The sequence below is a fragment of the Micromonospora sp. NPDC057141 genome, assembly GCF_042670805.1.
GTDB lineage: Bacteria > Actinomycetota > Actinomycetes > Mycobacteriales > Micromonosporaceae > Micromonospora.
The window spans coordinates 75,093-93,381 of the sequence record NZ_JBHUVA010000016.1; the positions used below are offsets into that span (position 1 = coordinate 75,093).

At 74.3% G+C, this 18,289-nt stretch carries 18 protein-coding genes and 1 pseudogene; 10 read left to right on the top strand and 9 right to left on the bottom strand.

The genetic code is table 11. From position 1 onward, the window contains the following. Window positions 1-121 precede the first annotated feature (121 nt). The 5 genes and pseudogenes from ACFT41_RS12370 (at window position 122) to ACFT41_RS12390 (ending at window position 4,787) form a co-directional block, all read left to right on the top strand. Entirely contained in the window at window positions 122-490 is a 369-nt protein-coding gene (locus ACFT41_RS12370) for a cytidine deaminase (RefSeq protein WP_377583409.1), read from the top strand. 241 nt (window positions 491-731) lie between these two features. Beyond that, window positions 732-1,778 (top strand): annotated as a pseudogene (locus tag ACFT41_RS12375) (FecCD family ABC transporter permease). Beyond that, a complete protein-coding gene (locus ACFT41_RS12380; RefSeq protein ID WP_377583407.1) occupies window positions 1,775-2,860 on the top strand; it encodes a FecCD family ABC transporter permease in 1,086 nt (361 codons plus the stop codon). The pseudogene ACFT41_RS12375 and the gene ACFT41_RS12380 overlap by 4 nt, the downstream one beginning before the upstream one ends. A gap of 86 nt (window positions 2,861-2,946) precedes the next feature. After that, window positions 2,947-3,819, top strand: a complete 873-nt coding sequence (locus ACFT41_RS12385) for an ABC transporter ATP-binding protein (protein ID WP_377583525.1) — start codon at window positions 2,947-2,949, stop codon at window positions 3,817-3,819. 20 nt (window positions 3,820-3,839) lie between these two features. After that, a complete protein-coding gene (locus ACFT41_RS12390; RefSeq protein ID WP_377583405.1) occupies window positions 3,840-4,787 on the top strand; it encodes an ABC transporter substrate-binding protein in 948 nt (315 codons plus the stop codon). 421 nt (window positions 4,788-5,208) lie between these two features. Here the strand turns inward: ACFT41_RS12390 and ACFT41_RS12395 are convergent, their stop codons facing one another. The 4 genes from ACFT41_RS12395 to trmB all read right to left on the bottom strand — a co-directional run bounded on the left by ACFT41_RS12395 (window position 5,209) and on the right by trmB (window position 10,374). After that, on the bottom strand, window positions 5,209-5,856 hold the full coding sequence (locus ACFT41_RS12395; RefSeq protein WP_377583403.1) for a hypothetical protein: 648 nt from the start codon (window positions 5,854-5,856) through the stop codon (window positions 5,209-5,211). 277 nt (window positions 5,857-6,133) lie between these two features. After that, the gene (locus ACFT41_RS12400; protein ID WP_377583401.1) at window positions 6,134-7,111 is read right to left on the bottom strand and encodes a CehA/McbA family metallohydrolase; all 978 of its coding nucleotides are present in this window, start codon (window positions 7,109-7,111) and stop codon (window positions 6,134-6,136) included. Between the two features lie 2 nt (window positions 7,112-7,113). Next, a complete protein-coding gene (locus ACFT41_RS12405) occupies window positions 7,114-9,627 on the bottom strand; it encodes a DEAD/DEAH box helicase (protein WP_377583399.1) in 2,514 nt (837 codons plus the stop codon). Between the two features lie 114 nt (window positions 9,628-9,741). Further along, complete coding sequence (trmB, locus tag ACFT41_RS12410; RefSeq protein ID WP_377583523.1) at window positions 9,742-10,374, bottom strand: tRNA (guanosine(46)-N7)-methyltransferase TrmB; 633 nt, start codon at window positions 10,372-10,374, stop codon at window positions 9,742-9,744. A 214-nt stretch (window positions 10,375-10,588) separates the two neighbouring features. Here trmB and ACFT41_RS12415 point away from each other — a divergent pair, with 214 nt between their 5' ends. Next, on the top strand, window positions 10,589-11,326 hold the full coding sequence (locus ACFT41_RS12415; RefSeq protein WP_377613811.1) for a hypothetical protein: 738 nt from the start codon (window positions 10,589-10,591) through the stop codon (window positions 11,324-11,326). Window positions 11,327-11,334: 8 nt separating this feature from the next. Next, complete coding sequence (locus ACFT41_RS12420; protein WP_377590264.1) at window positions 11,335-12,042, top strand: class F sortase; 708 nt, start codon at window positions 11,335-11,337, stop codon at window positions 12,040-12,042. A gap of 50 nt (window positions 12,043-12,092) precedes the next feature. Here ACFT41_RS12420 and ACFT41_RS12425 read toward each other — a convergent pair whose 3' ends face one another. Together ACFT41_RS12425 and ACFT41_RS12430 are read right to left on the bottom strand one after the other, a co-directional pair. Continuing rightward, window positions 12,093-12,815, bottom strand: coding sequence for a VOC family protein (locus ACFT41_RS12425; RefSeq protein ID WP_377590266.1), 723 nt, complete (start codon window positions 12,813-12,815; stop codon window positions 12,093-12,095). A 64-nt stretch (window positions 12,816-12,879) separates the two neighbouring features. After that, window positions 12,880-13,620: a DUF4386 domain-containing protein gene (locus tag ACFT41_RS12430; RefSeq protein WP_377590267.1), complete on the bottom strand. Its 741-nt coding sequence runs from the start codon at window positions 13,618-13,620 to the stop codon at window positions 12,880-12,882. Window positions 13,621-13,722: 102 nt separating this feature from the next. Between ACFT41_RS12430 and ACFT41_RS12435 the strand changes: the two genes are divergently transcribed. Then, window positions 13,723-14,436 carry a TetR/AcrR family transcriptional regulator C-terminal domain-containing protein gene (locus tag ACFT41_RS12435; RefSeq protein ID WP_377590269.1) on the top strand — a complete coding sequence of 238 codons (714 nt, stop codon included), beginning with the start codon at window positions 13,723-13,725 and terminating at the stop codon, window positions 14,434-14,436. Between the two features lie 12 nt (window positions 14,437-14,448). On the opposite strand, the gene ACFT41_RS12440 is transcribed toward ACFT41_RS12435, so the two are convergent. The 3 genes from ACFT41_RS12440 to ACFT41_RS12450 are packed head-to-tail and all read right to left on the bottom strand — an operon-like array spanning window position 14,449 to window position 16,541. Next, window positions 14,449-14,772: an antibiotic biosynthesis monooxygenase family protein gene (locus ACFT41_RS12440; RefSeq protein ID WP_377590271.1), complete on the bottom strand. Its 324-nt coding sequence runs from the start codon at window positions 14,770-14,772 to the stop codon at window positions 14,449-14,451. Between the two features lie 13 nt (window positions 14,773-14,785). After that, window positions 14,786-15,583, bottom strand: coding sequence for an exodeoxyribonuclease III (locus tag ACFT41_RS12445; RefSeq protein WP_377590272.1), 798 nt, complete (start codon window positions 15,581-15,583; stop codon window positions 14,786-14,788). Window positions 15,584-15,620: 37 nt separating this feature from the next. Continuing rightward, on the bottom strand, window positions 15,621-16,541 hold the full coding sequence (locus tag ACFT41_RS12450) for a proteasome assembly chaperone family protein (RefSeq protein ID WP_377590274.1): 921 nt from the start codon (window positions 16,539-16,541) through the stop codon (window positions 15,621-15,623). 627 nt (window positions 16,542-17,168) lie between these two features. Between ACFT41_RS12450 and ACFT41_RS12455 the strand changes: the two genes are divergently transcribed. Continuing rightward, the gene (locus ACFT41_RS12455; RefSeq protein ID WP_377590315.1) at window positions 17,169-17,972 is read left to right on the top strand and encodes a peptidase M23; all 804 of its coding nucleotides are present in this window, start codon (window positions 17,169-17,171) and stop codon (window positions 17,970-17,972) included. A 138-nt stretch (window positions 17,973-18,110) separates the two neighbouring features. Further along, entirely contained in the window at window positions 18,111-18,257 is a 147-nt protein-coding gene (locus ACFT41_RS12460; RefSeq protein ID WP_377590317.1) for a hypothetical protein, read from the top strand. The last annotated feature ends 32 nt before the right edge of the window (window positions 18,258-18,289 follow it).

Sequence of the window (18,289 nt, forward strand, 5' to 3'; positions counted from 1 at the left end):
TCGCCAAGGATAGGCAGCCGCGTGCGGGACCGCCCCCCGGTTACCGGTCGCCCTGGCCGCTGCCCGGCCGCCGTCTAGAGTTGACCGCCGATCGACGCCGACCACGGGGGCTGGAATGAGCATGCGGGACACCGACCGGGCGCTGGTGCAGGCGGCCACGGCGGTGGCGAAGCTGCGCTGCCGCAGCGAGAACCACACCGTCGCCGCCGCCGCGCGGACCGCCGCCGGTCGGCTGTTCACCGGCGTGAACGTCCACCACGGCACCGGCGGGCCGTGCGCCGAGGTGGTGGTGATCGGGGCCGCCGCCACCCAGGGCGAGACGGAGCTGGAGACCATCGTGGCGGTGGGCGACCGGGGCCGGGGCGTCCTCGCGCCCTGCGGCCGGTGCCGGGAGGTGCTGCGGGACTACTTCCCGGCCGTCCGGGTCATCGTCGGCCCGGCGGACGCGCTGCGTGCCGTGCCGGTCGCCGAGCTGCTCGCCGAGGAGTAGGACCCCGCCTGAACCGCCGGTCTCCACTCCATCCCCTTATGGGGTTTCAGGCGCCTATCGCGGGTTGTATTCGTTACGTAAGCATTTGCGGAACCCCGACAGCGGCCTCCGTGCCCGACGGCGGTGCTCGGCGCGGCGTCCCTGCTCAGCCGGGTGGCGGCGAAGGAGTATCGACGAGCACCGGTTAGGAACTGCACTACCCTCCGGCTAAGGTAAGGCGTACCTAAGTCGAGGGAGATTCGTGACCACCGTCGCCGCGCGGCCGATCCGGGCCGGCACACCGACGACCCGGGGCCTGGGCCGCCGGGCGGCCGTCACCGTCGGCGCGGCGGCCGTGCTCGCCCTCGCCGTGCTCGCCAGCTTCGCCCTCGGCAGCCGCCCGCTCGCGCCCGACGCGGTCTGGCACGCCCTGGTCGCCCCCGACGGCGGCGACGCCACCACCATCGTCCGTTAGCTGCGGCTGCCCCGCACCGCCCTGGGCCTGCTCGTCGGGCTCGCGCTCGCCGTGGCCGGGGTGTTGTTCCAGGCGCTGACCCGCAACCCGCTCGCCGAGCCGCGCATCCTCGGCATCAGCGCCGGCGCGTCGTTCGGCGTCGTCCTCGCCATCGCCGTCTTCGGCGTCGGCACCCTCGCCGGGTACGTCTGGTTCGGCATCGCCGGGGCGTTCGTGGCCGGCCTGGCCGTCTTCGCCGTCGCCAACCGGGCCCGCGACGGCGCGTCGCCGGTCACCCTCGCGCTGACCGGCGCGGCGCTCGACGCCAGTCTCGGCGCCCTCGTGTACGCGCTGCTCAGCATCGACGCCCGCACCTTCGAGGAGTACCGGTTCTGGGTCGTCGGCGGGCTGACCGGCCGGGGCGTCGGGGTCGCCGGGCAGGTGCTGCCGTTCGTCCTCGCCGGACTCGTGCTGGCCGCCCTGGTCGCCCGGGGCCTCGACGCGCTCGCCCTCGGCGACGACGTGGCCCGGGGCCTGGGCCACCGCGTCGGGCTGGTCCGCCTCGGCGGCGGCGCGGCCGGGGTGCTGCTCACGGGCGCGGCCGTGGCGGCGGCCGGGCCGATCGCGTTCGTCGGATTGGCCGTGCCGCACCTGGCCCGCGCCCTGGTCGGCGCGGACCACCGGTGGACCCTCGCCGTCGCCGCCCTGCTCGGGCCGGCCCTGCTGCTCGGCGCCGACGTCGCGGGCCGGCTCGTCGCCCCGCCCGGCGAGGTGCCCGCCGGGGTGGTCACCGCGTTGGTCGGCGCGCCCCTGTTGGCCTTCCTGGTCCGCCGTGCCCGGGTGGTGACCGCGTGAGCGCCGTCGCCCCCGCCACTCCCGTCCGACCCGACACCTCCGTCCGACCCGCCGCCCCCGCCGGTCGCTCGCTGCTGCGGCTCGGCCCGCTGCGGGTGCCGGTGCGCCGCCGCCCCGTGCTGGTCGCCGCCGCGCTGACCGGGCTGCTCGTCGCCGCAGGGCTGCTCAGCCTCTCCCTCGGCACCCCGTACGTCGCCACGCCCGACGTGCTGCGCGCGCTCGCGGGCGCCGGCACCCCGTACGACCTGGTGGTGCTCGACCTGCGCCTGCCCCGGCTGGTGCTCGCGGCGGTGGCCGGGGCGGCCTTCGGCGTCGCCGGCACGCTGATCCAGAGCGTGGCCCGCAACCCGCTGGCCAGCCCCGACGTCATCGGCATCACCCAGGGCGCCGGGCTCGCCGCGACGGTGGCCCTCACCAGCGGGGCCGCCGCCGTGCTGGTCGCCCCGGCGGCGCTGCTCGGCGGCCTGGCCGCCGCGGTCGCGGTCTTCGCTCTCGGCGCCCGGCACGGGCTGGCCGCCCAGCGGTTCGTCCTCGCCGGGGTGGCCGTGGCCTTCGGCCTGCGCGCGCTCATCGAGGTGGTCCTGCTGACCGCCGACCCGATCGACGGGCTGCGCGCCCAGATCTGGCTGCTCGGCACCCTCGCCGGCAAGGGCTGGACGGAGGCGGCGTGGATCGCCGCGACCCTCCTGGCGCTGCTGCCGGTGCTGCTCTGGGCCGGCTGGGCGCTGAACAGCACCGCCCTGGACGACGACACGGCCCGGGGCGTCGGGGTGCGCCCGGTGGCCCGCCGGGTCACGCTGGCCGGCACCGGCGTGCTCGCCGCCGCGATGGTCACCGCGCAGGTCGGTGCCGTCGACTTCGTGGCGCTGGTCGCCCCGCAACTGGCCCGCCGGCTGGTCCGGGCCGAGCGGCCCCCGTTGCTCTGCTCCGCGCTGCTGGGGGCGCTGCTGCTGGTCCTCGCCGACCTCGCCGGCCGCCGGCTGTTCGCGCCCACCCAACTGCCGGCGGGCGTGCTGACCGCCGCGATCGGTGGACCCTACCTGATGTTCCTGCTGCTGCGTGGCCGGCGGAGGGCGTCGTGACGGCCCCCGTCCGCACCGAGCCGCCCGCCCTCTCCGGCGCACCCGACCGCGCCTCCGCGCCCGCCGACCCCTCCCGAGGAGCCGCGATGCTCTCCACCCGCGACCTGGTCGTCGGCTACGACGAGCGGACCGTCCTGGACGGCCTCGACGTGACGCTGCCCGCCGGCGCCTTCACCGTCATCGTCGGGCCAAACGCCTGCGGCAAGTCCACCCTGCTGCGCGCCATGGCCCGGCTGCTGACCCCGCGCCGGGGCACGGTGCTGCTCGACGGCACCGCGATCCGGGACCTGCCGACCCGGGAGGTCGCCCAGCGGCTCGGGGTGCTGCCGCAGAGCCCGCTGGTGCCCGAGGGGGTGACGGTCGCCGACCTGGTCGGCCGGGGCCGGCAGCCGTACCAGCGGTGGTGGCGGCAGTGGTCGGCGGCCGACAGCGCCGCCGTCGACGAGGCGATGGCCCTCGCCGACGTGGCCGGCCTCGCCGATCGCCCGGTGGACACCCTCTCCGGCGGCCAGCGGCAGCGGGTCTGGATCGCCATGACCCTCGCCCAGGACACCGAGGCGCTGCTGTTGGACGAGCCGACCACCTTCCTCGACCTGGCCCACCAGGTGGAGGTGCTGGACCTGCTGCACCGGCTACGCGCCGAACGGGGCCGCACCGTCGTCGCCGTGCTGCACGACCTCAACCAGGCCGCCCGGTACGCCGACCACCTCGTCGCCATGCGCGCCGGTGCGGTGGTCGCCGCCGGCCCGCCCCGGGAGATCCTCACCGCCGCGCTGGTCCGCGACGTCTTCGGGCTCGACTGCGTGGTGGTGCCCTGCCCGGTGAGCGGCGCGCCACTGGTCGTGCCCGCCCTCACCACCCCCTCCCCGGCGGCGGCCCCCGTCCCGTCCGGGGCCGCCGGTGGTCGGCCCGCCGCCTCCACCTCTGCTGGCTCCACATCCGGTCCTTTGGCCGGTTGAACCCCTCGGAAGGAAACCCCATGCGTCGTCTCGCCGCCGTGCTCACCGCGGCCGTCGCCCTCGGCGTCGGACTCACCGCCTGCGGTGAGAGCGACCCCGTCGCCGGCACCGCCACCGGACAGACCCGGGAGATCACCCACGCCATGGGCACCACCACGGTGCCCGCCGACCCGAAGCGGGTCGTCGTCCTCGACACCGACAAGATCGACACAGCGCTCTCGCTCGGGGTCACACCCGTCGGCGCGGCGACCGCGGGCGAGGCGAGGAGCTGGCCCACGTACTTCGGTGAGGAGAAGCTGGCCGGGATCACGGAGGTCGGGGTGCTCACCGAGCCCGACCTGGAGGCGATCAACGCCCTCAAGCCCGACCTGATCCTGGGCAGCAAGTTCCGCCAGGAGAAGTTCTACGACGAGCTGGCCGCCATCGCGCCGACGGTGTTCACCGAGAAGGTGGGCATCACCTGGAAGGAGAACTTCCTCCTCGACGGCCGGGCCCTGGGCCGGGAGCAGCAGGCCAAGGACCTGCTGGCCGCGTACGAGAAGCGGGCGAAGGACTTCGGCGCGACGCTCGGCGACGCCGCCGAGCGGACCGTCTCCATCGTGCGCTTCATCCCCGGCGCGATCCGGGTGTACGGGCCGGACTCGTTCTCCGGCATCGTCGTCGGCGACACCGGGCTCGGCCGCCCCGAGCGGCAGCGGCTGGCCGCCAAGGAGGACAAGCGGTTCGACCTGGTCAGCGCCGAGCGGGTCAACGAGGTCGACGCCGACGTCATCTTCGTGACCGCGTACGGCGAGAAGGCCGCCGCCGAGCAGGCCACCGTCACCGGGGGGACCCTGTGGAAGGGGCTGTCGGCGGTCAAGGCGGGCCGGGCGCACGTGGTCTCCGACGAGACCTGGATGACCGGGATCGGCGTCGGCGCCGCCAACAAGATCATCGACGACCTGGCGAAGTACGTCACCGCATCCTGAGCCGCCCCACCGCCCCACCGCCCCACCGCCCCACCGCCCCACCGCCCCACCGCCCCACCGCCCCATCGCCCCATCGCCCCACCGCCCTGGCCCCGTGAGCCGCGCGGGGCCAGGGCCGCCCCCGTGCCGCCCCTGCGGGCCCTCGCGCAAGATCACGCTCGGTCCGGGAAGCAGTGGCTTCGATCGCGTCGGGAGGCCACTGTTTCCCGGATCGAGCGTGATCCGGGGTCCGGGGTCCGGGGTCCGGGACGCGGGCTCGGGGGCGTGGTGCCCGGGGGTGTGGGGCGCGGTGCCGTGCGATGGGCGGGCCGTGCGGTGCGCGGGGTGCTGCCCGTCTCCCGTTCCCAGGCGCGACCGCGCCACCTCCCTCGTCGCTGTGGGAGGTGGCGCGGTGACGTGCGGGCGGGGTGGTGGCCGGGTGTCAGGCGGCGGTGGACCAGATCGCGCGGAAAGCCGCCGCCTCGCCGGCCAGCCACTGCTCGACCTGCTCGGGCTTGACGCTGTCGGGCAACCGGTGCGCCACGCCTCGCCGGACGTCGACCAGGACCGGCGCGGCGTGCGGCAGGACCGCGTCCATGTGCCGGGCCATCAGGTGCAGGGTGGCCAGGGCCGCCTCCTCGCTGGGCGGGGCCTCGTCGAAGTGCAGGCGGACCGCCTCGGCGCGGCCGTCGGCGGCGTGCCGGATGCCGAAGTGCGGGTTGATCTTCACCGGCAGGTCGCCGAGCATGGCCAGGGCGTCGCGGGTCTGCGCCAGGTCGACGCCGGTCGGCTCGCCGAGGGAGTGTAGCCAGGCCGTCGCGCCGGGCACGAGCGCCCGGTAGAGCGGCTGCCAGCGCGGCTTGACCGCGTCGGCCACCTGCGCCAGGTGGGTGCCGCCGGTGTGGAACGCGACGTCGGCCTTGAGTGCCTTGACGAATTGACCGTGCGGGTTGAAACCGTGCTTGCTGGCCCGCTGCTTGCGCAGGCCCCCGACGAAGCTGGCCTTGGAGGGCCCGGTGCGGTCGACGTACCGGGTGAAGCCGAGGAGGGTGGCGTAGGGCGGGAGGGTGCTGGAGGTGGGCGCGGTCACGGAAGTCCTCCCAGGTCAGGACTTGGTTTCGTACATACATTCTAATCGACGGGTCTGACATCGCCCAGGGAAAAGAAGGGCACCTTGCCGCAGATTTGCGTCCTGCATCAGGTTCGCCGTCGACGACATCGAGGACGTCCTCGCCCGCCTGCGCGCCCACGGCGCCGAACTCGTCGGCGAGGTGGCGTGGTACGAGGACAGACAGCTACCGGCTCTGTTACGTACGCGGCCCCGGGGCATCATCGTCGCACTGGCCCAGCAGCTCGGCTGACCGACGTCAGGGGCTGGCCAGCACGACAGGGTTGGTGAGCGCCGCCATCTGCCCGCCGGCATGGCGCACCTCCACCCGGACGAACATCGACTCCGCTGCGCTGGTGTGCCACCGGACGGCACCGGATCCGTCGCCGGGCAGGCCGCCGCGGTGCACCGCGCCTCGATCGGTGTGGAAGCTGACCGCGCCGGACGGCACGCCGCGCACGTCCACCCGTACGACGACCGGCTCGTCGCGGGTCTCCAGCCGCTGGCCGACCCCGGCGCTGCGTTCACCGGCGGAGGCCGTGAGCGACAGCTCGACGGCGGCCGAGCCGGCGATCCAGCTCCGGCCGGCCCGGATGCCGGCGAGGATCGCCGAGCTGGTCAACTCCTCGGCCAGCACGACGGCGTGCGGCACGCCGAGCTGGCCCGCCAGGTGCGTGTCGCTGCTGCCCAACGCCGGCCGCCACCGCCCACCGTGGACGTCGGCGGCCAGACCTCGACCCCATTCGGCCAGCGCCGCCTCGTTGTCGGCGTTCCAGGGCAGGTCCGAGCTCCACTGCCCGTTCCACACCTCCACCGCGTCGAACCCGCCGAACGGGTACGCGAAGACGCCGGAGGGGTACGGCGCGTGGGGATGCGCCGCCACGCAGAGCCCACCGGCCCGGTGCACCTGCTCCACCTGCCGGTCGATCACCCCGTCGCGGACGCCGTACCGCCAGTCGACGACCTGCCCCGGGGCGATGCCGAGCGCCAGCCAGTGCCCGGTCCGGGTGGTCACCTCCTGGCCCAGGATGACCAGCAGGTCGTCGCCGGCGATGGGGCCCCAGACGCCGTGCGTGTCCGACGTGTTGTGCTCGGTGATGGCGATGAAGTCCAGGCCGACCGCGCGGGCGTCGGCCACCACCTGCTCCGGCGTCAGCTCCGCACCGTTGGAGCGTGCCGAGTGGACGTGGCAGTCTCCCCGGTACCAGCCACGCCCTCGGCCATGCCGGATGCTCACGGTCAGAGCTGGCCGACGTCCGTGATCCGGACCACGGCGGCGCCGACCTCGTCGGAGGCGGCCAGGTCGACCTCGGCGCTGATCCGCCAGTCGTGGTCGTCGTCGGGGTCGTCGAGGATCTGCCGGACCGTCCACCGGTCCCGGCCCTGCTCGATCATCAGCAGCGCCGGGCCGCGGGCGTCCGGCCCGGTCCCGATCGAGTCGTACGCCTCGAAGTACGGCCCCAGCGCGTCGGCCCACGCGTCGGCGTCCCAGCCGTCGGCGGCGTCGAGTTCGCCCAGCAGATCCCAGCGGCGCAGGGCAGCCAGCTCGACCCGGCGGAACAGCGCGTTGCGTACCAGCACCCGGAACGCCCGCGCGTTGCGGGTGACCGCAGGCGGCCGGTCGTCGAGGGCGGCGTGCGCCTCGGCGGCCTCGGCGACGTCCGACGGGTTCTTCAGCCGCTCCCACTCGTCGATGAGGCTGGAGTCGACCTGGCGGACCAGCTCGTGCAGCCATTCGATGAGGTCGATCAGCTCCTCGGTCTTGGCGTCCTCGGGCACGGTCTGCCGCAGCGTCTTGTACGCGTCGGCGAGGTAGCGCAGCACGAGGCCCTCGGAGCGGGTGAGGGAGTAGAACTGCACGTACTCGGTGAAGGTCATCGCCCGCTCGTACATGTCGCGGACGACGGCCTTGGGGGAGAGCTGGTGGTCGGCGACCCAGGGGTGTCCCCGCCGGTACATCTCGTACGCGGCCTCCAGCAGCTCCGCGAGGGGCTTGGGCCAGGTCACCTCGTCGAGCAGTTCGAGGCGGGCCTCGTACTCGATGCCCTCGGCCTTCATCGCGGCGACCGCCTCGCCGCGGGCCTTGAACTGCTGCGCGGACAGCACCTGGCGGGGGTCGTCGAGGATCGACTCGATCACGCTGAGCACGTCGAGGGCGTACGACGGGCTCTCGACGTCGAGCAGTTCGATGGCGGCCAGGGCCAGCGGCGACAGCGGCTGGTTGAGCGCGAAGTCGAGCTGGAGGTCGACGGTGAGCCGGACCCGGCGGCCGGTCTCGTCGGGCTCGGGCAGCTCCTCGACCACCCCGCCGGCGCGCAGCGCCCGGTAGATGGCGATGGCCCGGCGGATGTGCCGGCGCTGGGCGGCGCGCTCCTCGTGGTTGTCGGTGAGCAGGTGCCGCATCGCGGCGAACGCGTCGCCGGGGCGGCCGATGACGTTGAGCAGCATCGAGTGGCTGACCTGGAAGCTGGACGTCAGCGGCTCCGGCTCGGCCTCGACGAGGCGGTCGAAGGTCGGCCGGCCCCAGCCGATCGAGCCCTCCGGCGGCTTCCTGCGGACCACCTTGCGCCGCTTCTTCGGGTCGTCGCCGGCCTTGGCGAGGGCCTTCTCGTTCTCGATGACGTGCTCGGGGGCCTGCACGACGACCCGGCCGAGGGTGTCGAAGCCGGCCCGGCCGGCCCGGCCGGCGATCTGGTGGAACTCGCGGTTCTTGAGCAGCCGGGTACGCACGCCGTCGTACTTGCTCAGGCCGGTGAACAGCACCGTGCGGATGGGCACGTTGATGCCGACGCCGAGCGTGTCGGTGCCGCAGATGACCTTGAGCAGGCCGGCCTGGGCGAGGGTCTCCACGAGCCGGCGGTATTTCGGCAGCATGCCGGCGTGGTGCACCCCGATGCCGTGCCGGACCAGCCTCGACAGGGTCTTGCCGAACCCGGAGGTGAACCGGAACCGGCCGATCGCCTCGGCGATCAGGTCCTTCTCGGCCCGGGTGCACACGTTGACGCTCATCAGCGCCTGGGCGCGCTCCAGGGCGGCGGCCTGGGTGAAGTGCACGACGTACACCGGGGCCTGCTTGGTCTCCAGCAGCTCCTCCAGGGTCTCGTGCAGCGGCGTCATCGCGTACGAGAAGAGGAGCGGGACCGGCCGCTCGGCCGAGCGCACGACGGCGGTCGGCCGGCCGGTGCGCCGGGTCAGGTCGTCGACGAAGCGGGTGGTGTCGCCGAGGGTCGCCGACATCAGCACGAACTGCGCCTGCGGCAGCTCGATGATCGGCACCTGCCACGCCCAGCCCCGGTCCGGCTCGGCGTAGAAGTGGAACTCGTCCATGACCACCTGGCCGACGTCGGCCCGCGCGCCCTCGCGCAGCGCGAGGTTGGCCAGGATCTCGGCGGTGCAGCAGACGATCGGGGCGTCGGCGTTGACGCTCGCGTCGCCGGTGAGCATGCCGACGTTGTCGGCGCCGAAGACCTCGCAGAGGGCGAAGAACTTCTCCGACACCAGGGCCTTGATCGGGGCGGTGTAGAAGGTCGTCCGGTTGTCGGCCAGGGCCGCGAAGTGGGCGGCGATCGCCACCAGGCTCTTGCCCGAGCCGGTCGGCGTGTTCATGATCACGTTCGCGCCGGAGACGATCTCGATGACCGCCTCCTCCTGGTGGGGGTAGAGGTCGAGGCCGCGCTCCTTCGCCCAGCCGGCGAACGCGTCGAAGAGGGTGTCGGGGTCGGCGCTTGTCGGCAGCGCGGCGGTGAGCGTCATAGCCCGTCCATCGTGCCTGCCGCAGGCCCCTCCGCGCCAACCGGATGTTTGCAGGGGCCCCCTGTACAACAGAATGCGTTCACAGGGGCCCCTGCTTGCACCTCGCGCGGCGCCTCACGCGCGGCGGTGGACCAGGTCGACCACGGGGCGGCCCGCCGTCAGGGCACGCCGCTCGAACTTGGTGACCGGCCGGTGCGCCGGGCGCGGGGCGTACCCGCCGTGCACGTCCACCAGCCCCGGGTCGGCGGTCAGCGTCTCGCGCATCGACTCCGCGTACTCGGCCCAGTCGGTGGCGCAGTGCAGCGTCCCGCCCGGTGCCAGCCGGGAACGCAGCAGCGCGACGTGCACCGGTTGGATGATCCGCCGCTTGTGGTGCCGCGACTTGGGCCACGGGTCGGGGAAGAAGACGTGCACCGCGTCCAGCGACCCGTCCGGCAGCACCCGGAGCAGGTCCAGCGCGTCGCCCCGGGCGACCCGCACGTTGCCCAGCCCGAGGCCCTCCACCAGGCCCAACAGGTTGGCGATTCCGGGCGTGTGCACCTCGACCGCCAGATAGTCTCGGCCTGGGTCGGCGGCGGCCATCGCGGCCGTGGCGTCCCCCATCCCCGACCCGATCTCCAGCACGATCGGGGCCCGGCGACCGAACAGCGCCGCCAGGTCCACGGGCGCGGCGGCGGGCTCGTCGCCGACCGTCAGGCCGTACGCCGACCAGAGCCGGTCGAGGGCGTCGACCTGACGGCCGGTCATCCGGCCCCGGCGGGGGTGGAAGGTGCGGATCCGCGACGCGTGCGGCGGCACGGTCACGACGGGGTTCGCTTCGGTGGAGGTCACAGCGGTCCAAGCGTACGCGACCAGCACGCCGGATCGGCTGTGAGGTACGACCGGGGATGAGAAGATTCATCCCGTACGGCAGGCCGGGCGGGCCGCTGCCCGGCGACGCAACACCGCGCCGGGAGGGGTCATGGGGGCAGCCACGCACCAGTGCGCCGGACCGGCCACGGGCCCCGGCGCGGGGCCGGCCGCGCGGATCGGCGCCGCGCTCGCCGTCGCCGTCGCCGCGTTCGCCGGGCCGCTCGCGGCGGGCGCGCGGGCTGCCGGGGCACCCGAGGCCGCCCCCGTGGCCGCCCCCGCCCCCGAGCCTCCGCCCGGCCCGCCCGGCCTGCCCGGTGGGCAGCCGCCCGGCTCGCAGCCCGGCTGGCTCGTCTTCGTCGAGGTCACCCCCAGCACCGTGCAGCCCGGCTACCTCGTCGGCATCCGGGCGAGCTGCCACGACAACTCGGTGCCGGCGACCGTGGTCTCCGACGCCTTCGGCCGGGTCGCGGTGCACCCGCAGCGGGGCCTGCTCACCGGCACCCCGATGGTCCGCGAGCGCATCTGGCCGGGCAACTACCGGGTCAAGCTCGAATGCCGGGGCGGCGAGACCGCCACCACGATGCTCCAGGTGGTCAAGAAGCAGCCCTCGCCCGCGCCCACCCACAAGCCGACGTACCCGCCGACCCACTACCCGACCGATCGTCCGACGTACCCGCCCACCCACCATCCCAGCCGGGGGCCGAACACCGGCTTCGGCGGCACCGCCCGGGGCGCCACCGACGGATTGCTGCTGCCCGGGGGAGTGGCGTTGACCGTGGCCGGGGTGACGATCGGCGTGGCCACGGCCCGCCGACCGCGGTCCCGCCGCGGCGGAAACCGCCGCTGAGGCCGGCAGTGGCGTCCCCGCGTACGGCACCGGGCGGGGCGTCTGCGCGTACCGCCCCGGTGGACGGTCGCCGCCGGCCCTGGTCGGTGCCGGCGGCCGTGGTCCTGGTGCTGCTCGGTGTCTTCGCCACCGGAGCTGGCCTGGGCCACGCGGCGGGGCCGTTCGAGTGGGCGACCCGGCCGGCCGAACGAGCCGCAGCCGCCGTCGACGACGCGCCCCGTCCGGCCGCCGGCCGCCCGGTGAGCCTCCAGGTGCCGGCGATCCGGGTGTCCGCGCCGGTCGGCCCGGTCGGGCAGGCCGCCGACGGGTCGATCGCGGTGCCGCCGCTGAGCGCCGCCGCCGAGACCGGCTGGTACGACCGCAGCGTGCTCCCCGGTGAGCCGGGCCGGGCCGTCATCGTCGGCCACGTCGACACCCGCGACGGCCCGGCCGTCTTCTACGACCTGGGCAGGTTGCGGGCCGGCGACCGGATCGAGGTGACCCGCGCCGACGGCAGCGTGGCGGTCTTCGCGGTGGACTCCGTCGAGCACTTCGGCAAGGACGACCTGCCCACCGACCGGGTGTACGGCGACGACGGCCCACCGGAGCTGCGGCTGATCACCTGCGGCGGCGCGTGGGTCGGCGGCCGAACGGGCTACGCCGACAACGTCATAGCCTTCGCCGCCCTGCTACCCCCACCCCGCACCCCTGACCTCGCCCCACCTCCGCTTCGGTGATCAAGAGGTTTGCGTCATCGTCGAGATCAACTCTGACGCTTTTCTCTTGATCACCGAAGCGGGGTGGGAGAGGCTGTCGTCAGGGTGAACTCGTTGCCGTCGGGGTCGGCCAGCGTCACCGTGCCGTCCGCACCGGTCTCCAGCCGGGTGGCCCCGAGGGCGACCAGCCGGCCGACCTCCGCCCGCTGGTCGCCTCCGGGTGGGGCGAGGTCGAAGCGCTGCCGGTTCCGTGCCGTCTTCGGGGCCACGGGCGGGCCACCCCACGCGACCTTGGTGCCGCCGTGTGGCGACTGGATCGCGGTCTCCTCGTGCTGGTCCCACACCAGCGGCCAGCCCAGCGCCTCGCTCCAGAACAGGCCGACCTCGCGGGTGCCGTCGCAGGCCAGCTCCCCGAGCAGGCCGCACCCGGCGAGGAAGCCGTTGCCCGGCTCGATCACGCAGAACTCGTTGCCCTCGGGGTCGGCCAGCACGACGTGCCCCTCCTCGGGGCGTTGCCCGACGTCGAGGTGACCGCCGTCGAGCGCCAGCGCGGTCGCCACCAGGTGCTGCTGGTCGGCGTGGTCGGTGCTGGTCAGGTGCAGGTGCAGGCGGTTCGGCCCCGTCTTCGTGGTCTGGCTCGGGACGAACCGGAGGCTGGGCTGGGTGTCGTCGCCGGGTAGCAGCGCGCCGCTGGCGTCCTCGGCGACCTCCCGGCCGAGCATGCCGGCCCAGAACCGGGCCAGGCGGATTGCGTCGTGCGCATCGAAGGTCACCGTGAGTCGTGTCGAGGGCATCACCGCACCGTAGCCACGGGCCGGTGGGCCGGCAACGCGGATAGCCCGGCCGGCAGGCGACCGGTCAGGCGGCGGGGCCGGCGAGGATCGGGGCGGGCCGGAAGCCCTTGACGACCAGCCAGACCCCGAGCGACAGCTCCCACGCGGCCACCGGGATGGTCATGACCGCCGAGAACACGGAGGCCTGCTCGTTGAGCCCGAACATGGTGGCCACGGCCGAGACGACGAGCAGGGGCGCCCCGACGAACCCCAGCAGGGGAATGATCCGGGGCACGAGCGCGGAGCGGTACATCAGACAGCCGAGCAGCAGCGCGTTGGCGGCGGGGACGAGGCCGGGCCCGAGCAGGAACGTCCAGTCGCGCACCGCGACGAGCGACGCGCCGATGGCGACGAGCGTGGGGGCGTCCGTGCCGGCCGTCGCGGCGAGCTCCTGCCGCAGCGTCACCACCGCCAGCAGGCTCACGACGCCCACGACGATGATCGCGGCTTCGAGGACGCGCGCGGTGACGAAGCCGAGCGCGGCGGCCTCGTGCTGGCGCTTGACCACGGGGAACAGCGCGACGGCCGTGCCTACGCAGGCGACGGCGTTGACGATGTCGAGCAGGCAGCCGGCGATCACCCGGGTGTCGCTGCCGGCGCTCACGATGTAGTCCGGATTGCTGAGCACGGGGTCGATGAGCGCCACGGCGGGGAGCGAGGCGAGGAAGGTGATCAGGTAGAACCCGCCCGCGACCAGCGCGGTCCTCCTCCTGGATGAGCCCACCGGCATCCGCGGCGCGGCTGTGGGTCCCGTGCTGGCGGCCATCTCCGCCCTCCCTCAACTTCGAGGTGTACGGCGTACACCTTCGTCGCCCACGGTAAGGTGTACGGCGTACACCGTCAAGGGCGCGACCGTGGAGGACTTGTCATGCCGGGCTTCGACGCGGCTGCGCGTGAGCGGCTGAACCGGGAACGCGTGCTGCGGGCGGCCGTGGCGCTCGCCGACGAGGCCGGAATCGCGGCGGTGAGCATGCGACGGCTCGCCCAGGACCTGGGCGTGGTGCCGATGGCGCTCTACAAGCACGTCGCCGACAAGGAGGAACTGCTCGACGGGATGGTGGACACCGTCATCGCCGGAATCGCGCCGGCGGACCCGGGCCTGGACTGGAAGGGCGAGGTGCGGCAGCGGATCCTCGCGGCGCGGCGGGTGGTGCTCCGGCACCCCTGGGCGCGGCAGGCCATCGAGTCACGCACGCACCGCACGCCAACCGTCCTGGGCTATTTGGACTCGCTGGTCGGCGCGTTCCTCGCCGGCGGCTTCACCGCCGACCTCACCCATCACGTCATGCACGCCCTGGGCAACCGGGTCTGGGGGTTCAGCCCCGAGATGTTCAACGCCCCCGAACCGGCCGCCCCGCGCGCCTTCGCCCCGGACGAGCAGGAGGCAATGGCACGCGAGTTCGCGCAGCGGTTCCCGCACATCCTGGCCATCGCCACCGCGGCCACCGAGGGCGACCTGGCGGCCGTGGGTCAGGGCTGCGACGAGCAGTTCGAGTTCGAGTTCGCCCTCGACCTGCTTCTCGACGGCGCCGAACGGCTGCACCGCGCGGGCTGGCGGTCGGCCGCGCGGGCCGTACCGTGAAGGGGTGGCCTGTCAGGACCCTTGCCCCTCGGCGGACGGCACCTGCTGGACCACCTCGAACTCCAGCAGGGTCGCGCCGGTGGAGACCGGGCGTCGCTGCTCGCCGCCCGCGTGCGCGGCCCGGGACGGCCCGGCCGCCCAGGCCTGGTACGCCTCCTCCGACGCCCACCGCGTGTAGACGAAGTAGCGCGTCTCGCCGCCGACCGGACGCAGCAGTTCGAAGCCGAGGAAACCGGGGGAGCCCTCCACCGCGCCGGCCCGCGCCGCGAACCGCCGCTCCAGCTCCTCGCCCGCGCCCTCGGGGACATCGATAGCGTTGATCTTCACGACTGCCATGGCCCCACCCTACTCAGAACGTCTCCACGGCCGGGACCAGGTCGGCGTCCACCACGATCGGGGCGTGGTCGGACGGGCCCTTGCCCTTGCGGGCCTCCCGATCGACGTACGCGGCGCGGACCGCGCGGGCGAACGGCGCGGACGCGTATACCAGGTCGATCCGCATGCCCTTGTTCTGGTGGAACATCCCGGCCCGGTAGTCCCAGTACGTGTACGGGTGCGGCCCCTTCATCGGGGTCGGCACCACGTCGCTCAGCCCCAGGTCGCGCAGGGTCGCGAGGGCGGCCCGCTCGGCCGGCGTGACGTGGGTGGAGGTGACGAACAGGGCCGGGTCCCACACGTCGGCGTCGGTCGGGGCGACGTTGAAGTCACCGCAGACGGCCAGCGGCAGCCCGCCGGTCAGCTCCTGCTCCAGCACGTCGCGCAGGGCGGCGAACCAGGCCAGCTTGTACGCGTAGTGCGGGTCGTCGGGGGCGCGGCCGTTGGGCACGTACACCGACCAGACCCGCAGCCCGTCGCAGGTGGCCGAGACGGCCCGGGCCTCCGGCTCGGGGAAGCCCGGCTCGCCGGGGAAGCCGACCGTGACGTCGGTCAGCCCGACCCGGGACAGGATCGCCACCCCGTTCCACCGGCCGTCGCTGTGGCTGGCCACCGTGTAGCCCAGCTCGCCGACCTCGGCCACCGGGAACGCCCCGTCGGGGCACTTCGTCTCCTGGAGGCAGACGACATCGGGGCCGGTGGCGGCCAGCCAGTCGAGCAGCCGGGGCAGGCGGGCCTTCACCGAGTTCACGTTCCAGGTTGCCAGGCGCATGCCTCCAGCCTGCCGTATCCCCGCCCCGGCCGCCCGGTCAGCTCCCCGGGGTGTCGCCCGGCCGGCCCTGCTCCGCCAGGAACCGCTCCAGCTCCGCGCCCAGCTCGTCGGCGGTCGGCAGGGGCCCGCCCTCGGCGGCGAGCAGGTTCCGCTCGCCCCGCCCCCGGGCGAACGCGTCGTACTGCTCCTCCAGGGCCGCGACCAGCGCGGCGGCGTCCTCGGTCTGGGCGACCTGCCGGTCGATCTCCACCCGCACCACCTCGGCGGCCGAGCGCAGGCCGTCGCGGGGCAGCAGCAGGCCGGTGCTACGCGACACCGAGGCGAGCAGCACCTCGGCGGCAGCCGGGTACTCGGCCTGGGCGACGTAGTGCGGCACGTGAGCGGCGAAGCCGAGCGCGTCGCGGCCCTGCTCACCGAGGCGGTGTTCCAGCAGGTGCCCGACGCTGCCGGGGACCTGGACGCGTTGCAGCCAGGGCTCGTATCCGGAGATCAGCTCGCGGCGGGTGGCGTGTGCCGTCACCCCGGTCGGGCGGGTGTGCGGCACCGCCATCGGGATCGAGTTGAGCCCGACGGTGAGCCGGACGTCGAGCCGGGCGGCCAGCGCGCCGACGGCGGCCACGAACCGCTCCCACTGCAGGTCCGGCTCGGGGCCGCTGAGCAGCAGGAACGGGGTCTCGTCGTCGTCGTGCAGCAGGTGCACCTCCAGCTTGGGGGCGTCGTAGTCCTCCCAGTGGTCCTCGACGAAGGTCATCGGGGGGCGCCGGGACCGGTAGTCGTAGAGCTGGTCGACGTCGAAGCTGGCGACCGGGCGCGCGTCGAGGGAGGAGAACAGCTGCTCGCGGGCCAGCCGGGTGGCGCTTCCGGCGTCGACGAAGCCGGTGAGGGCCTGGATCAGGACCAGTTGTCCGAGTTCGGGCAGATCGTCGGAGAGCTCGTAGAGCTCGTGTGGGTCGAGCACCGGTGCGGACCTCCCTGGGATGGCGCGTACGGGACCGTGACGCGCACGGCTCCCGGTTCGGGCAACGTACCCGCCATCCTCGTGCATTCCTGCGTCGGGCGGTCCCGCGTGAGATCCATGATCACGATCAGGCAACGACCCCGGGGCGTCGGGTGGTCCGCGGCGGTGGGCCGGACGGGTGAGGGGGGATCGGTCGATCGGGGAGGCGGGGTGGCGGGGGCGGGGTCGCCCGGCTTCCGGGCGGTTGTCGCCCCGCCCGGTGCGCGTCGGTGCGTACCAGAGGTTCGTCCGGCCCGTCCGGTCCGCGCCGGGCCGTGGCAGCGGTCGACCGGGTGTCCGCATCGCGGGCCCGTCGGTGTGGCGATGGCCACTCTGTGAGCCTGGGTTATCCCGGTATGACCTGCCTAGCCTCGTCGGATGCGTGACGACGGCATCCTCGACGACCAGTGCGGCCCTGAAGCGGCGGCGGACCGTTCGGACGTTTTCCCCTCGCCCGAACGGCCACCCACCACCATTGCCGGAGGCGCGCGCCCCGGGCGCCTCCGGAGTTCCCTCGCTGGCCTGATTCGTACCCGCTGCGGGTGGCTGCGTAACCTTCCGATCCCGAACGGACCGGCGGACCGGCCGGTGGCCGACGGCCCCGACCGCGTCGGCCCGGCGCTCCGGGGTGGCCGGGCGGGGGTGGCCGTTGCCGCCGGCGTGGTCTGCTGCCTGGGCCTGGCCGCCCTCGCTGAGGTCCGGGAGGGGGCAACGGACACCGGACGGACCGCGCCCCTCGCCACCGACGTGGACGTCGCCCGGCGCGCCGCCGCCGAGGCCGCCTCCCGGTCGCTGGACCGCGCGCCCGTCCCGCCGCTCGCGCCCTCGGGGAGCCCCGTGCCTGCCGCCTCGCCGTCGGCCAGCGTTTCGCCGGGCGCCGCCTCGCCGGCCGCTGCCTCGCCGTCGGCCAGCCGGAAGCGGGCCGCGCCGAAGCAGCCCGCCGACCCCGCGCCGGTGGCCGGCCTGACGAAGGCGCAGATGGCGAACGCGAAGGTGATCGTGCGGACCGGCCGCGAGCTGGGCTTCCCCCGGCAGGGGCTGGTCATCGCGGTGGCCACCGCGATGCAGGAGAGCAACCTCTACAACGTCGCCAGCGGGGTGTTGCCCGAGTCGCAGGAGTACCCGCACCAGGGCATCGGCTGGGATCACGACTCGGTCGGGCTGTTCCAGCAGCGCGCCAGCAGCGGCTGGGGTGAGGTGGGGCAGCTGATGGACCCCGCGTTCGCCACCCGGCAGTTCCTCACCGCCCTCGCGGAGATCCCGGGCTGGGAGGACCTGCCGCTGACGGTCGCGGCCCAGTCCGTGCAGATCTCCGCATACCCGGACCTCTACGCGCAGCACGAGGGGCGGGCCGCGGAGGTGGTCGACGCCTTCCTGTCCGCCGGGATGTGACCCCGGACCTTCCCGGAGGTGCCCCGCGGGACGGCCCGGAGGTGCCCCGCCTGGCCCCGCACCGGCCACAGTGGACGATTGGCGTTTGCCGGGACAGGGTACACATGACGGGGGACGACAACCCGACAGGAGGACGACATGTCAGCACTGGTGCAGCGGCTCACCCGGTTCCTCCGGTCGCCGCAGGGGCAGCAGATCGTGGACCGGGGCCGCCGTGAGCTGGCCAAGCCGGAGACGCAGCGCAAGTTGAAGCAGCTCGCCTCCCGCCTGTCCAGCCGGCGCTGACGCCGCCGTACCGTCCGTCACCGACCCCGGGA